17 protein-coding genes are annotated in these 12,952 nt (G+C 56.8%); 9 read left to right on the top strand and 8 right to left on the bottom strand.

Annotation, left to right across the window (positions count from 1 at the left end):
* Positions 1-266, bottom strand: a 266-nt coding sequence (rplU, locus tag RTP97_RS16605) for a 50S ribosomal protein L21 (protein WP_312415635.1), incomplete at its 3' end; no start/stop codon positions are given.
* Between the two features lie 260 nt (positions 267-526).
* Here rplU and ispB point away from each other — a divergent pair.
* Both ispB and sfsB read left to right on the top strand, forming a co-directional pair.
* Positions 527-1,498 (top strand): octaprenyl diphosphate synthase, encoded by a 972-nt coding sequence (ispB, locus tag RTP97_RS16600; RefSeq protein ID WP_312415632.1) that lies wholly within the window; start codon positions 527-529, stop codon positions 1,496-1,498.
* Positions 1,499-1,709: 211 nt separating this feature from the next.
* Positions 1,710-1,994, top strand: coding sequence for a DNA-binding transcriptional regulator SfsB (gene sfsB / locus RTP97_RS16595; protein WP_312415629.1), 285 nt, complete (start codon positions 1,710-1,712; stop codon positions 1,992-1,994).
* Between the two features lie 72 nt (positions 1,995-2,066).
* On the opposite strand, the gene murA is transcribed toward sfsB, so the two are convergent.
* The 7 genes from murA to mlaF form a co-directional block, all read right to left on the bottom strand.
* Complete coding sequence (murA, locus tag RTP97_RS16590) at positions 2,067-3,326, bottom strand: UDP-N-acetylglucosamine 1-carboxyvinyltransferase (RefSeq protein ID WP_312211978.1); 1,260 nt, start codon at positions 3,324-3,326, stop codon at positions 2,067-2,069.
* Positions 3,327-3,379: 53 nt separating this feature from the next.
* A complete protein-coding gene (gene ibaG / locus RTP97_RS16585; protein ID WP_042390090.1) occupies positions 3,380-3,634 on the bottom strand; it encodes a BolA family iron metabolism protein IbaG in 255 nt (84 codons plus the stop codon).
* Positions 3,635-3,759: 125 nt separating this feature from the next.
* The gene (mlaB, locus tag RTP97_RS16580) at positions 3,760-4,053 is read right to left on the bottom strand and encodes a lipid asymmetry maintenance protein MlaB (protein WP_312415626.1); all 294 of its coding nucleotides are present in this window, start codon (positions 4,051-4,053) and stop codon (positions 3,760-3,762) included.
* On the bottom strand, positions 4,053-4,688 hold the full coding sequence (mlaC, locus tag RTP97_RS16575; RefSeq protein WP_312415623.1) for a phospholipid-binding protein MlaC: 636 nt from the start codon (positions 4,686-4,688) through the stop codon (positions 4,053-4,055). Before mlaC ends, mlaB begins: the two co-directional genes overlap by 1 nt.
* Before the next feature lie 13 nt (positions 4,689-4,701).
* Positions 4,702-5,256 carry an outer membrane lipid asymmetry maintenance protein MlaD gene (gene mlaD / locus RTP97_RS16570; protein WP_312415620.1) on the bottom strand — a complete coding sequence of 185 codons (555 nt, stop codon included), beginning with the start codon at positions 5,254-5,256 and terminating at the stop codon, positions 4,702-4,704.
* 4 nt (positions 5,257-5,260) lie between these two features.
* The gene (gene mlaE / locus RTP97_RS16565) at positions 5,261-6,043 is read right to left on the bottom strand and encodes a lipid asymmetry maintenance ABC transporter permease subunit MlaE (protein WP_312211974.1); all 783 of its coding nucleotides are present in this window, start codon (positions 6,041-6,043) and stop codon (positions 5,261-5,263) included.
* A 7-nt stretch (positions 6,044-6,050) separates the two neighbouring features.
* Positions 6,051-6,863, bottom strand: a complete 813-nt coding sequence (mlaF, locus tag RTP97_RS16560) for a phospholipid ABC transporter ATP-binding protein MlaF (protein ID WP_312415617.1) — start codon at positions 6,861-6,863, stop codon at positions 6,051-6,053.
* 224 nt (positions 6,864-7,087) lie between these two features.
* Between mlaF and RTP97_RS16555 the strand changes: the two genes are divergently transcribed.
* The 7 genes from RTP97_RS16555 to rpoN are packed head-to-tail and all read left to right on the top strand — an operon-like array spanning position 7,088 to position 12,935.
* Positions 7,088-8,053, top strand: coding sequence for a calcium/sodium antiporter (locus RTP97_RS16555; protein ID WP_312415614.1), 966 nt, complete (start codon positions 7,088-7,090; stop codon positions 8,051-8,053).
* Between the two features lie 13 nt (positions 8,054-8,066).
* A complete protein-coding gene (gene kdsD, locus RTP97_RS16550; protein WP_312415611.1) occupies positions 8,067-9,053 on the top strand; it encodes an arabinose-5-phosphate isomerase KdsD in 987 nt (328 codons plus the stop codon).
* A gap of 13 nt (positions 9,054-9,066) precedes the next feature.
* Complete coding sequence (gene kdsC, locus RTP97_RS16545) at positions 9,067-9,633, top strand: 3-deoxy-manno-octulosonate-8-phosphatase KdsC (protein ID WP_312415608.1); 567 nt, start codon at positions 9,067-9,069, stop codon at positions 9,631-9,633.
* Positions 9,630-10,205, top strand: coding sequence for an LPS export ABC transporter periplasmic protein LptC (gene lptC, locus RTP97_RS16540; protein ID WP_312415605.1), 576 nt, complete (start codon positions 9,630-9,632; stop codon positions 10,203-10,205). The genes kdsC and lptC overlap by 4 nt, the downstream gene beginning before the upstream one ends.
* Positions 10,174-10,722: a lipopolysaccharide ABC transporter substrate-binding protein LptA gene (gene lptA / locus RTP97_RS16535; RefSeq protein ID WP_312415602.1), complete on the top strand. Its 549-nt coding sequence runs from the start codon at positions 10,174-10,176 to the stop codon at positions 10,720-10,722. The genes lptC and lptA overlap by 32 nt, the downstream gene beginning before the upstream one ends.
* Before the next feature lie 6 nt (positions 10,723-10,728).
* On the top strand, positions 10,729-11,454 hold the full coding sequence (gene lptB / locus RTP97_RS16530) for an LPS export ABC transporter ATP-binding protein (RefSeq protein WP_103821359.1): 726 nt from the start codon (positions 10,729-10,731) through the stop codon (positions 11,452-11,454).
* A 47-nt stretch (positions 11,455-11,501) separates the two neighbouring features.
* Entirely contained in the window at positions 11,502-12,935 is a 1,434-nt protein-coding gene (gene rpoN, locus RTP97_RS16525; protein WP_312415599.1) for an RNA polymerase factor sigma-54, read from the top strand.
* The last annotated feature ends 17 nt before the right edge of the window (positions 12,936-12,952 follow it).

The raw sequence follows: 12,952 nt of genomic DNA, 5'->3' as shown, positions 1-12,952 counted from the left end.
TGGCCCTGCTGCTTACGGTAGTGTTTACGACGACGAAACTTAACGATTTTAACTTTCTCGCCACGACCGTGAGCAACAACTTCAGCTTTGATAACGCCGCCATCAACGAAAGGAACGCCGATTTTGACTTCTTCACCGTTTGCGACCATCAGAACTTCAGCGAACTCAATAGTTTCGCCAGTTGCGATGTCCAGCTTTTCCAGGCGAATGGTCTGACCTTCGCTTACTCGGTGTTGTTTACCACCACTTTGGAAAACCGCGTACATAAAAAACTCCGCTTCCGCGCACATCTCTCGAGTGATTCAGAGTGCGCTATAAATATTCACAATAGGGCGCGAATATTACGCAAAACGCGAGCCTTTGACAAGTGCGATCGTCAATAGACGAAGAAAAAAAACACAACATGCATGGTGACGTTTATCTGGCGCGTTTTTTCAGTACAATCAACAATACTATAGCTAACCCGTAACCCTTTATTATCCCATTTTGACAGGTGATAAACAGGACTTTAAGCCCGGCTTTTGCGATGAATTTAGAAAAAATCAATGAGTTAACCGCGCAAGATATGGCGGGTGTCAATGCGACAATCCTGCAACAGCTCGACTCGGACGTACAGCTGATCAACCAGCTGGGGTATTACATTGTCAGCGGCGGCGGCAAGCGTATCCGTCCGATGATCGCCGTGCTAGCCGCACGCGCCGTCGGCTATGAGGGAAATGCCCACGTTACAATCGCGGCGCTAATCGAATTTATCCACACCGCGACGCTGCTCCATGACGACGTGGTGGATGAATCCGATATGCGCCGGGGCAAAGCCACCGCGAATGCAGCGTTTGGCAACGCTGCCAGCGTGCTGGTGGGCGATTTTATCTATACCCGCTCCTTCCAGATGATGACCAGCCTCGGCTCGCTCAAGGTGCTGGAGGTCATGTCGGAAGCAGTCAACGTGATCGCTGAAGGTGAAGTGCTGCAGCTGATGAACGTGAACGACCCGAATATTACCGAAGAGAACTACATGCGGGTCATCTACAGCAAAACCGCGCGTCTGTTCGAGGCGGCCTCCCAGTGCTCCGGCATTCTGGCGGGCTGCAGCGAGGCACAGGAGAAGGGTCTACAGGATTATGGACGCTATCTGGGTACCGCCTTTCAGCTGATCGACGACCTGCTGGACTACAGCGCCGATGGCGAAACGCTGGGGAAAAACGTCGGTGACGACCTCAACGAAGGCAAACCTACCCTGCCGCTGCTGCATGCCATGCGTCACGGTACGCCAGAGCAGACGCAGATGATCCGTGAAGCTATTGAGCAGGGTAACGGCCGCCATCTGCTGACGCCCGTGCTGGAAGCCATGGCCGCCTGCGGCTCACTGGAGTGGACGCGGCAGCGAGCAGAAGAGGAGGCAGACAAAGCCATCGCTGCGCTTCAGGTGCTGCCGGACTCCCCATGGCGTGAAGCGTTGATTGGCCTGGCGCATATCGCCGTTCAGCGCGATCGCTAATCCCTTTCCCCCGCGCTACGGCGCGGGAATATTCCAAAAAGCTCCAATAAGCACCTTGTGGTAACGCCAGTAATACCATGGAATTACCCCTGGCAAATTCCTAAATTCGCCTCTCTTTATGAGAACTTATTAGAGCTTACACTCCCTAAGGGATATGATAGATCCGCGCACCGTTTTAGCGCAGGGCTTATCGCAACCACAGGGAGGAAAAATGGAACAGAAACTGACTGACTGGCACCCGGCCGATATCATCGCCGCGCTACGTAAAAAAGGGACCTCGATGGCGGCAGAGTCGCGCAGGAGTGGCCTCAGCTCTTCAACGCTGGCGAACGTGCTAACGCGTCCGTGGCCGAAGGGAGAGCAGATCATCGCCAGAGCGATTGGCACAGATCCGTGGGTGATCTGGCCGTCGCGCTATCACGACCCTATCACTCACGAGTTTATCGATCGCGCTAAGCTGATCCGCAAGGAGAGAGCGAAACAGCCTAAAGCGTAACTATCGTTAACCCGGCAAGCCAACCCCCTTCTCTTGACGGCAAGGGGGCTGCCTTCCATTAAGCCTTACGCTTTATTCGCCTTTCACGCGCTCGATATTCGCGCCCAGCGCCCGCAGCTTGTTCTCAATGGTTTCATACCCACGATCGATATGGTAGATACGCTCAACGATAGTGGTTCCTTCCGCGATACAGCCCGCCAGCACCAGGCTTGCAGAAGCACGCAGATCGGTTGCCATCACCTGAGCACCAGAGAGTTTTTCCACGCCGTGGCAGATCGCAGTATTGCTCTCGATCTCCGCATGCGCGCCCATACGGATCAGCTCCGGAATGTGCATGAAGCGGTTTTCGAAGATGGTTTCCGTCACGACGCCGGTGCCTTCTGCCACCAGGTTCAGCAGGGTAAACTGCGCCTGCATGTCCGTCGGGAACGCCGGGTGCGGCGCGGTGCGCACGTTAACCGCTTTCGGGCGCTTGCCGTGCATATCCAGACTGATCCAATCCTCGCCCAGCTCAATATCCGCGCCCGCTTCGCGCAGCTTGGCCAGCACCGCGTCCAGGGTGTCCGGCTGGGCCTTGCGGCAAACAATTTTGCCGCCGGAGATGGCCGCCGCCACCAGGAAGGTCCCGGTTTCGATACGGTCAGGCAGCACGCTATAGACACCGCCGCCCAGGCGCTCAACGCCCTGAATGGTAATGCTGTCGGTACCCATGCCGGTGATCTTCGCCCCAAGCGTGTTGAGGAAGTTTGCCGTATCGACAATCTCCGGCTCACGGGCGGCGTTTTCGATAATGGTTGTGCCTTCGGCCAGCGTCGCCGCCGACATGATGGTGACGGTCGCGCCAACGCTGACCTTATCCATCACGATATGCGCCCCTTTCAGGCGACCGTTAACGGAAGCTTTAACGTAGCCCTCTTCCAGCTTGATCTCTGCACCCAGCTGCTCCAGGCCGCTAATATGCAGATCCACCGGACGCGCGCCGATAGCGCAGCCGCCCGGCAGGGAGACTTCACCTTTGCCAAAACGCGCCACCAGCGGACCCAGCGCCCAGATCGAGGCGCGCATGGTCTTCACCAGCTCATAAGGTGCGCGATAGATATTTACCGCGCTGCCGTCCATCCAGACGGAACCGTTACGCTCTACCTTCATACCGAGCTGGCTCAGCAGCTTCATGGTGGTATCGATATCTTTCAGTTTCGGAACGTTACGAATTTCGACAGGCTCTTCTGCCAGCAGGGCGGCAAAAAGAATTGGCAACGCTGCGTTTTTCGCTCCTGAAATTGTCACTTCGCCCTGAAGCCGGGTAGGCCCCTGTACACGAAACTTATCCATTCATCTCTTCTCTGTTAAGAATTCATACGTACTGCCGGTCAGCGACCGCCAGCTCAAAAACCGTTGAGTTTACGATCGCGCGCCCACTCGGCAGGCGTGTAGGCTTTGATCGACAGGGCGTGGATGCGGTTGTCCGCGATATACTCCATCAGCGGCGCATAGACGGCCTGCTGCTTCTTCACGCGACTCATGTCGGCAAAAATTTCACCCACCGCAATAACCTGAAAGTGACTGCCATCGCCGCTAACGTGGGCTTCCTGAAGGGAGAGTGCGTTCATCAGCACGGTCTGGATTTCATGATTTTCCATGGGCTTTAATTCATCTGGTAGTGAAAACAGTCCAACATCTTAGAGGAAAGTGGCGCTGTCTTAAATAAGCAAAAAGCCTCGCTTGTCAATCAAGCGAGGCTATGAGTAGTAACGTACTGAAAATATTAGTGTGGCAGCGCATCGCCCGGCAGGTTATAGAGCTGGGCCAGGGTGCGAACCTTATCGCTAACGCCCTCAAGCACTATCGAGCGCCCCTGTTTTCTGGCAAACGCCACCAGGTGAACCAGCAGGGCAACGCCGGCCGTGTCGACGCGGGCTACCCCGGTCAGGTCGATCACGTCAACGCCGTTCAGTGCCTCTGCCCTCGCCTCCCACAGGCCGTTCAGCACGTCCTGATCCAGCTCTCCTTCGAGAGCCAGCCGTTCGCCATCGCGCGTCCAGCGTAGCTGGTCAGCCATTATTTCTTCTCGTCCAGGGTGATTTTCTGCTGGGAGATCGATTTCAGCTGTGCGGTCAGACCATCGATGCCTTTGGTACGCAGCAGGTCGCTCCATTCGTTCTGTTTGGTGGTGATCATGCTGATGCCTTCGGCAATCATGTCATAGGCCTGCCAGTTACCGGTCTGGCTGTTCTTACGCCACTGGAAGTCCAGGCGTACCGGTGGACGGCCGTTGGGATCGTTAATGGTGACGCGGATCGGCACGATAGAGGCACTGCCCAGCGGTTTCTCTGGCGCAATCTGGTAGGTCTGGCCGTTATACATCGCCAGCGCCTGGCCATAGGCCTGCTTCAGGTATTCACGGAAGGCAGCGAAGTAAGCATCACGCTGTGCCGGGGTCGCGTCTTTATAGTAACGGCCCAGCACCAGCGCGCCGGCATATTTCACCTGCACATAGGGCAGCAGCTCTTGATCAACAACGTCGCGCAGGTAGTCAGGGTTAGCGCGGATTTTCGGCTGCTCGGTTTTAAGGCGATCGAAGGTCTTTTGCGCCGCTTCCTGCATCAGCGTGTACGGGTTGCTCTGGTCGGCGGCGGTCGCTGCCGTCAGCGGAGCGATAGCCAGTACGGCAATCATTAACAGTCGTTTAAACATGCGTCACTTCTCCTCATGGATTCGTCGGGGTGGCGGACGGTGCAACTTCAGTATCGGCAGCGCCCGGCGCTGGCGCATCGCCTGAACTCTTATTGTCGCTACCTTTGCTGTTGTAAAGGAATTGTCCGATCAGGTCCTCCAGTACCATTGCGGACTTGGTATCCTGAATGGTGCTGCCGTCTTTAAGCATAGAACTTCCCAGCTCAGGATCGTCAAACCCGACGTTGAGCGCCAGGTACTGCTCGCCCAGCAGGCCGGAGGTACGAATAGCCAGCGAGCTGGTATCGGGGATCTGGTTATAGCGCTCTTCGATATCCAGCGACACGCGCGGCAGATAGGTTTTCGGATCGAGCTCGATATCAGCCACGCGTCCCACGACGACGCCGCCAATACGCACCGGCGAGTGGACCTTGACGCCGCCAATGTTGTCGAAGGTGGCGGTGATCCGGTAGGTCGGCTCAGTCCGCATAGAGGCGACGTCCGCCGCCTTCAGGCAGATAAAGAGCGCCGCCAGCAGGGCAATCAGAAGAAAAATACCCACCCAAATTTCTGTTTTTTTCGTTTGCATCTACTCAGTTCCCAAACATCAGAGCGGTGAGCACAAAATCGAGGCCGAGAATGGTCAACGATGAGTGCACAACGGTACGTGTGGTGGCCCGGCTAATCCCTGCCGAAGTGGGGATCGCGTCATAACCATTAAACAGCGCGATCCAGGTAACGGTAATAGCGAACACGACGCTTTTGATCAGGCAGTTCACCAGATCGAGGCGCAGATCGACGGCGTTTTGCATCGCCGTCCAGAAGAAACCGGCATCGATACCTTTCCAGTTCACGCCCACCAGCGAGCCGCCCCAGATACCGACCGCGACAAACATCGTCGTCAGCAGCGGCAGCGAGATCACCCCCGCCCAGAAGCGCGGCGAAATCACCCGGCGCAGCGGATCGACCGCCATCATCTCCATGCTGGAGATCTGTTCGGTGGCGCGCATCAGGCCGATTTCGGCGGTCAGTGCCGATCCTGCCCGTCCGGCGAACAGCAGGGCGGCAACCACCGGCCCCAGCTCGCGCAGCAGCGATAGCGCCACCAGCATGCCGAGGCTGGTTTCGGCGCTGTAGGTGGTGAGCACCAGGTAACCCTGTAGCCCCAGCACCATACCGATAAACACCCCGGAGACGAGGATGATGAGCATCGAGAGCACGCCCACATTATAGAGCTGGCGAACCAGCAGCGGAGCATGCTTGCGAAACTCGGGCTTGCCGATCAGCGCATTGAATAACATTAACCCGGCGCGCCCGAACGTCGCGATCGTTTTGATCCCGCGATGCCCAAGCGATGCCAGTGCATTTAACAGCATGAGTGGCTTAGCTCCCTGTTCCTAATAAATCGTGAAGATAGTCACCCGCCGGATAGCGGAACGGCACCGGGCCATCCGCAATACCGTCAAGGAACTGGCGGACCCGGGGGTCGGCATTCTCTTGTAAGCCCTGGGCGCTGCCGTGGGCGACGATCTTTTTGTCGGCCACGATATAGGCGTAGTCGGCAATACTCAATACCTCGGGCACGTCGTGGGAGACCACAATGCAGGTCACCCCCAGCGCGCTATTCAGCTCTGAGATGAGCTTGACCAGCACGCCCATCGTGATGGGATCCTGGCCGACAAAGGGCTCATCAAACATGATCAGATCCGGCTCAAGGGCAATCGCCCGCGCCAGCGCCGCCCGGCGGGCCATACCGCCAGAGAGCTCGGACGGCATTAGCTTTGCCGCACCGCGCAGGCCAACGGCCTCCAGCTTCATCATTACCGTGCTCTTCAGCAGCGCGGGCGGCAGATGCGTGTGCTCGCGCAGCGGATAGGCCACGTTATCAAATACGGTCATGTCGGTGAACAGCGCCCCGGACTGGAACAGCATGCTCATACGCTTGCGCACGGTGTAGAGGCGGGAGCGCGACATCGCCGGCACGTTTTCGCCATCAAAGAGGATCTCACCGCCATCCGGTGGGATCTGGCCGCCGATCAGGCGCAGCAGCGTGGTTTTACCGATCCCTGACGGCCCCATGATCGCGGTGATCTTTCCGCGCGGTACCGTCAGCGTAATATTGTCGAAGATACACCGATTGCCACGGGAGAAGCTGACGCCACGGACATCGACTAAATTCGCCATCGTCTGGCTCATTTACTTTTCCTTCTGCCTTGTTAGGTGTAACCAGGGCGCGTCATTACGCCTGGGTCACGATATTTTTACAGAATATTGTGTGCATAGGTTAGCTAAAGCTGGCATTTGTTTTACTTTTAAGCCGCTTAAAGTCAAAATCAGGACTCGCTGTGTCTACCGATCCTCTCTTCGCCTGGCGATCGCTGACTGCGGACCGGCGATTATACCTGAAGAAAGGACTTTAGATGCTTTTAGCGATGGCGCTGTTAATTATTGGTTTATTTTTGGTGGTCTACAGTGCCGATCGTCTGGTGTTTGCCGCATCTATTCTCTGCCGTAGCATTGGGATCCCGCCGCTGATCATCGGCATGACGGTGGTCACTATCGGCACCTCCCTGCCCGAAATCATTGTCTCGATGGCTGCCTCCCTGCACGGGCAGATGGATCTGGCTATCGGTACGGCGCTGGGATCTAACATCGTAAACATTCTGTTAATCCTCGGCTTAGCCGCCCTGTTTCATCCATTTACCGTGCATTCTGATATTCTGCGCCGTGAATTACCGCTAATGTTGATCGTTAGCGCCCTCGCTGGCGTGGTGCTGTACGATGGTCAGCTTACGCGGGCGGACGGCCTCTTTTTACTGCTGTTAGCCGTGCTCTGGCTGGTATTCATTGTTAAGATTGGCCGCCAGGGCAACGATAGCCTTACCCGGGAGCAGCTGGCGGAGCTGCCCCGCGAGGGTAGTCTGTCGGTGGCCTTTCTCTGGCTGGGGGTTGCGCTGATCGTCATGCCGATGGCGACCCGAATGGTAATTGATAACGCCACGGTACTGGCTAACGTGCTGGGGATGAGCGAGCTGACCATCGGCCTGACGGTAATTGCCATCGGTACCAGCCTGCCGGAGCTGGCTACCGCTATTGCCGGGACACGGAAAGGCGAAGATGACATCGCTATCGGTAATATCATCGGCTCCAGCATTATTAATATCGCCATTGTGCTGGGCCTGCCCGCGCTGATTGTGCCTGGCTCCTTTAATCCGCTGGCCTTCACGCGTGACTACGGCGTGATGCTGGCGGTCAGCGTTATCTTTGCCCTGCTGTGCTGGCGTCCACAGCGCCAGACGGGCAGAGGCGCAGGCGCGCTGTTGATCGGCGGTTTTATCATATGGATGGCGATGCTTTACTGGCTATCGCCGTATATCACTGGATAATCGGAAACCTATTATGTCGCACATAGATTTGCCGCCGGGCTTTGACTTTCAACAGGCAGGCAAGGATGTACTGACCATTGAACGTGAAGGCCTGGCCGAACTGGACCGCTATATCAACCAGGATTTTACCGAAGCCTGCGAGAAGATGTTCTACTGTGCCGGTAAAGTCGTGGTGATGGGCATGGGCAAATCTGGCCATATCGGGCGTAAAATGGCGGCAACCTTTGCCAGCACCGGCACGCCGGCGTTTTTCGTGCACCCAGGCGAGGCCGCCCACGGCGATCTTGGCATGGTTGCACCTCAGGATATCGTTATCGCCCTGTCGAACTCCGGTGAATCTAACGAGATCCTCGCGCTTATTCCGGTGCTGAAACGCTTGCAGGTGCCGTTAATCTGCATCACCAGCCGTCCAGAGAGCAGCATGGCGCGGGCAGCGGATATCCATCTGTGCGTTAAGGTGCCTCGTGAAGCCTGCCCTCTGGGGCTGGCGCCTACCTCCAGCACCACGGCGGCGCTGGTGATGGGTGACGCGCTGGCGGTGGCGCTCCTGAAGGCGCGCGGTTTTACCGCAGAGGACTTTGCCCTCTCCCACCCCGGCGGCGCGCTTGGGCGCAAGCTGCTGCTGCGGGTAAACGATATTATGCACACCGGGGATGAGATCCCTCACGTCAGCAAAGAGGCCTCCCTGCGCGATGCGCTGCTGGAGATCACCCGTAAAAATCTGGGTATGACGGTGGTATGCGACGATCTCATGAAAATTGAAGGCATCTTTACCGACGGCGACCTCCGCCGCGTGTTTGATATGGGTGCCGACGTCAGAAACTTAGGTATTGCCGACGTCATGACCCCCGGCGGCATTCGCGTCCGCGCAGGCACGCTGGCGGTTGACGTCCTGAACCTGATGCAGTCCCGCCACATTACGGCGGTGATGGTTGCCGATGGCGACCAGCTGCTGGGTGTGGTACATATGCACGATCTGCTGCGCGCAGGCGTAGTGTAAAAAGGATACGAGAATGAGTAATGCTGGTGCGTCACTGGCGACCTGCTATGGGCCGGTCAGTACGCAAGTGATGGCTAAGGCGGAGAAGATCCGCCTGCTGATCCTGGACGTCGACGGCGTAATGTCTGACGGCCTGATTTTTATGGGTAATAATGGTGAAGAGCTGAAAGCGTTCAACGTGCGCGACGGCTACGGCATCCGCTGCGCGTTGACCTCGGGCATCGAGGTGGCGATTATTACCGGCCGCAAGGCCAAGCTGCTGGAAGACCGCTGCGCTACGCTCGGGATCACGCATCTTTATCAGGGGCAGTCGGACAAGCTGATCGCCTACCGGGAGCTGCTTAGCACGCTTGGCGTCAGCGCCGATGAGGTCGCCTACGTGGGGGATGACCTGATCGACTGGCCGGTGATGGCGGAGATCGGGTTAAGCGTGGCCGTTGCCGATGCGCACCCGCTGCTGCTGCCGCGCGCGGACTACGTGACACGGATTCAGGGCGGACGCGGCGCGGTACGTGAAGTCTGCGATCTGCTGCTGCTGGCGCAGGGCAAACTGGAAGAGGCCAAAGGGCAATCGATATGAGTAAAACCAGACGTTGGGTTATCATTCTGCTATCGCTGGCGGTGCTGGTATTGATTGGCGTCAATTTGACCGACCGGGATGATGACAGCCAGGTCACGATCAACAATAGCGATCCGACCTACCGCAGCGAGCATACCGATACCGTGGTCTACAGTCCGGAAGGGGCGCTGAACTATCGCCTGATTGCACAGCATGTAGAGTATTTCTCTGACCAGGCGGTCTCCTGGTTTACGCAGCCGGTATTAACCACTTTTGACGAAAATAAAGTGCCGACCTGGTCGATTAGGTCAGATAAAGCCAAACTGACTGATGACCGTATGCTGTATCTTTATGGAAACGTAGAGGTCAATGCCCTGACAGCAGAGTCCCAACTGCGGAAAATTACGACGGATAACGCGCAGATCAACCTGATTACTCAGGATGTTACCTCGAACGATCTGGTCACGTTATACGGTACAACATTTAATTCCAGCGGCCTGAAAATGCGCGGCAACTTACGCAGCCAAAACGCCGAGCTGATTGAAAAGGTTAGAACCTCCTATGAAATTCAAAATAAACAAACTCAGCCTTAATCTTGCGCTTGCCAGCGTACTTCTGGCCGCCTCTGTCCCGGCGCTGGCCGTGACCGGCGATACCGATCAGCCGATCCATATTGAATCTGACCAGCAGTCGTTGGATATGCAGGGCAACGTGGTCACCTTCACCGGCAACGTGGTGGTGACTCAGGGCACGATCAAGATCAATGCCGATAAGGTCGTCGTTACCCGTCCCGGCGGTCAGGAAGGCAAAGAGATCATTGACGGCTACGGCAATCCGGCCACCTTCTACCAGATGCAGGATAACGGCAAGCCGGTGCAGGGTCACGCTGGCCAGCTCCATTACGAGCTGCAGAATGACTTTGTCGTGCTGACCGGCAACGCCTTCCTTGAGCAGCAGGATAGCAACATCAACGGCGACAAAATTACCTATCTGGTCAAAGAGCAAAAAATGCAGGCGTTTAGCGAAAAAGGCAAGCGCGTGACCACCGTCCTGGTTCCGTCCCAGCTGCAGGACAAAGGCAATAAACCGGCACCGAAAAAGAGTAACTAATTCGTTATGGCAACGTTAACCGCAAAAAATCTTGCTAAAGCTTATAAAGGCCGCCGCGTGGTCGAGGATGTCAGCCTGACCGTTAACTCTGGCGAAATTGTGGGCCTGCTTGGCCCTAACGGGGCGGGTAAAACCACCACCTTCTACATGGTTGTAGGCATTGTCTCTCGCGATGCGGGCAATATCATCATTGATGATGAAGATATTAGCCTGCTGCCGCTGCACGCCCGCGCACGTCGCGGTATCGGCTACCTGCCGCAGGAGGCCTCTATTTTCCGCCGCCTGAGCGTGTATGATAACTTGATGGCCGTACTGCAGATCCGTGACGATCTCTCCTCCGAGCAGCGCGAAGACCGCGCCAATGAGCTAATGGAAGAGTTTCACATTGAGCACCTGCGCGACAGCCTCGGTCAGGCTCTCTCCGGTGGTGAGCGCCGCCGTGTTGAGATCGCCCGTGCACTGGCCGCCAACCCTAAATTTATCCTGCTGGATGAACCGTTTGCTGGCGTTGATCCCATCTCCGTTATCGATATCAAACGCATCATTGAGCACCTGCGCGACAGCGGACTGGGGGTGCTGATCACCGACCATAACGTGCGTGAAACGCTGGCGGTGTGCGAGCGCGCCTATATCGTTAGCCAGGGACATTTAATTGCCCACGGCACGCCGCAGCAAATCCTTGAAGACGAACAGGTTAAACGCGTATATCTTGGGGAAGACTTCAGACTCTGATAGGGTTAGTAACTGTAATGTTTTAGCGGGAGAGAAGTGCTCTGAACATGAAGCAAGGTTTGCAACTGCGGCTAAGCCAACAGCTCGCCATGACGCCCCAACTGCAGCAGGCTATTCGTCTGTTGCAGCTCTCTACGCTGGAACTTCAGCAAGAACTTCAGCAGGCGCTGGATAGCAACCCGCTGTTGGAGCAGACCGATCTTCACGATGAGATAGACGCACAGCAGTCTCAGGATACCGAAACGTTAGACTCCGCCGACGCCCTTGAGCAGAAAGATATGCCCGAGGAGCTGCCGCTGGACGCCAGCTGGGATGAGATCTACACCGCCGGTACGCCGTCGGGCAACGGCGTGGACTATCAGGACGACGAGCTTCCCGTCTACCAGGGTGAAACAACCCAGTCGCTACAGGACTACCTGATGTGGCAGGTGGAGCTGACGCCCTTCTCCGATACCGATCGCGCTATTGCCACCTCCATTGTCGATGCCGTGGATGAGACCGGCTACCTGACCGTCTCGCTGGAGGATATCCTCGACAGCATGGGCGACAGCAACGTTGGGCTGGACGAGGTCGAGGCGGTGCTGAAACGCGTCCAGCGTTTCGATCCGGTGGGCGTGGCGGCAAGAGACCTGCGCGACTGCCTGCTGATCCAGCTCTCCCAGTTCGCCAACGATACGCCGTGGCGGGCCGAAGCGAAACTGATCATCAGCGATCACCTCGACCTGCTGGCCAACCACGATTTCCGCACCCTGATGCGCGTTACTCGCCTGAAGGAAGAGGTGCTGAAAGAGGCGGTAAATCTGATCCAGTCTCTGGATCCGCGCCCAGGCCAGTCGATCCAGACCGGCGAGCCGGAGTATGTGATCCCCGACGTGCTGGTGCGTAAGCATAACGGTCGCTGGACGGTGGAGCTGAACGCTGACAGCATTCCGCGCCTGCAGATCAACCAGCACTACGCTGGCATGTGTAGCGGCACGCGCAACGACGCCGACAGCCAATATATTCGCAGCAATCTTCAGGAGGCCAAGTGGCTGATTAAGAGCCTGGAGAGCCGCAACGATACCCTGCTACGCGTCAGCCGCTGCATCGTTGAACAGCAGCAGGCCTTTTTCGACAAGGGTGAAGAGTTTATGAAACCGATGGTGCTGGCGGATATCGCCCAGGCCGTCGAGATGCACGAATCCACTATTTCACGTGTGACAACCCAGAAGTACCTGCACAGCCCGAGGGGCATTTTTGAGCTTAAATACTTTTTCTCCAGCCATGTGAACACCGAAGGCGGCGGCGAAGCCTCGTCGACGGCGATCCGGGCGCTGGTGAAGAAGCTGATAGCCGCAGAAAACCCTGCGAAACCACTGAGCGACAGTAAGCTGACCACCCTGCTGTCCGACCAGGGTATCATGGTGGCTCGCCGCACCGTTGCGAAGTATCGAGAGTCTTTATCCATCCCGCCGTCTAACCAGCGCAAGCAGCTGGTGTGACCCAACCGATAAGGAAG

Origin of the sequence: Pseudescherichia sp. (assembly GCF_031998825.1) — a bacterium.
Classification (GTDB): Bacteria; Pseudomonadota; Gammaproteobacteria; order Enterobacterales; family Enterobacteriaceae; genus Pseudescherichia.
Note: the sequence above shows the minus strand (reverse complement) of the source record. Positions and strands in the feature narration are given on the sequence as shown.

Excerpts from the sequence above, each read along its gene's own strand:
- mlaD (WP_312415620.1), bottom strand. The coding sequence starts at position 5,256 with ATGCAAACGAAAAAAACAGAAATTTGGGTGGGTATTTTTCTTCTGATT.
- ispB (WP_312415632.1), top strand. The coding sequence starts at position 527 with ATGAATTTAGAAAAAATCAATGAGTTAACCGCGCAAGATATGGCGGGT.
- lptC (WP_312415605.1), top strand. The coding sequence starts at position 9,630 with ATGAGTAAAACCAGACGTTGGGTTATCATTCTGCTATCGCTGGCGGTG.
- mlaE (WP_312211974.1), bottom strand. The coding sequence starts at position 6,043 with ATGCTGTTAAATGCACTGGCATCGCTTGGGCATCGCGGGATCAAAACG.
- lptA (WP_312415602.1), top strand. The coding sequence starts at position 10,174 with ATGAAATTCAAAATAAACAAACTCAGCCTTAATCTTGCGCTTGCCAGC.
- murA (WP_312211978.1), bottom strand. The coding sequence starts at position 3,326 with ATGGATAAGTTTCGTGTACAGGGGCCTACCCGGCTTCAGGGCGAAGTG.
- mlaC (WP_312415623.1), bottom strand. The coding sequence starts at position 4,688 with ATGTTTAAACGACTGTTAATGATTGCCGTACTGGCTATCGCTCCGCTG.
- mlaF (WP_312415617.1), bottom strand. The coding sequence starts at position 6,863 with ATGAGCCAGACGATGGCGAATTTAGTCGATGTCCGTGGCGTCAGCTTC.
- ibaG (WP_042390090.1), bottom strand. The coding sequence starts at position 3,634 with ATGGAAAATCATGAAATCCAGACCGTGCTGATGAACGCACTCTCCCTT.
- lptB (WP_103821359.1), top strand. The coding sequence starts at position 10,729 with ATGGCAACGTTAACCGCAAAAAATCTTGCTAAAGCTTATAAAGGCCGC.
- RTP97_RS16555 (WP_312415614.1), top strand. The coding sequence starts at position 7,088 with ATGCTTTTAGCGATGGCGCTGTTAATTATTGGTTTATTTTTGGTGGTC.
- rpoN (WP_312415599.1), top strand. The coding sequence starts at position 11,502 with ATGAAGCAAGGTTTGCAACTGCGGCTAAGCCAACAGCTCGCCATGACG.
- sfsB (WP_312415629.1), top strand. The coding sequence starts at position 1,710 with ATGGAACAGAAACTGACTGACTGGCACCCGGCCGATATCATCGCCGCG.
- kdsC (WP_312415608.1), top strand. The coding sequence starts at position 9,067 with ATGAGTAATGCTGGTGCGTCACTGGCGACCTGCTATGGGCCGGTCAGT.
- kdsD (WP_312415611.1), top strand. The coding sequence starts at position 8,067 with ATGTCGCACATAGATTTGCCGCCGGGCTTTGACTTTCAACAGGCAGGC.
- mlaB (WP_312415626.1), bottom strand. The coding sequence starts at position 4,053 with ATGGCTGACCAGCTACGCTGGACGCGCGATGGCGAACGGCTGGCTCTC.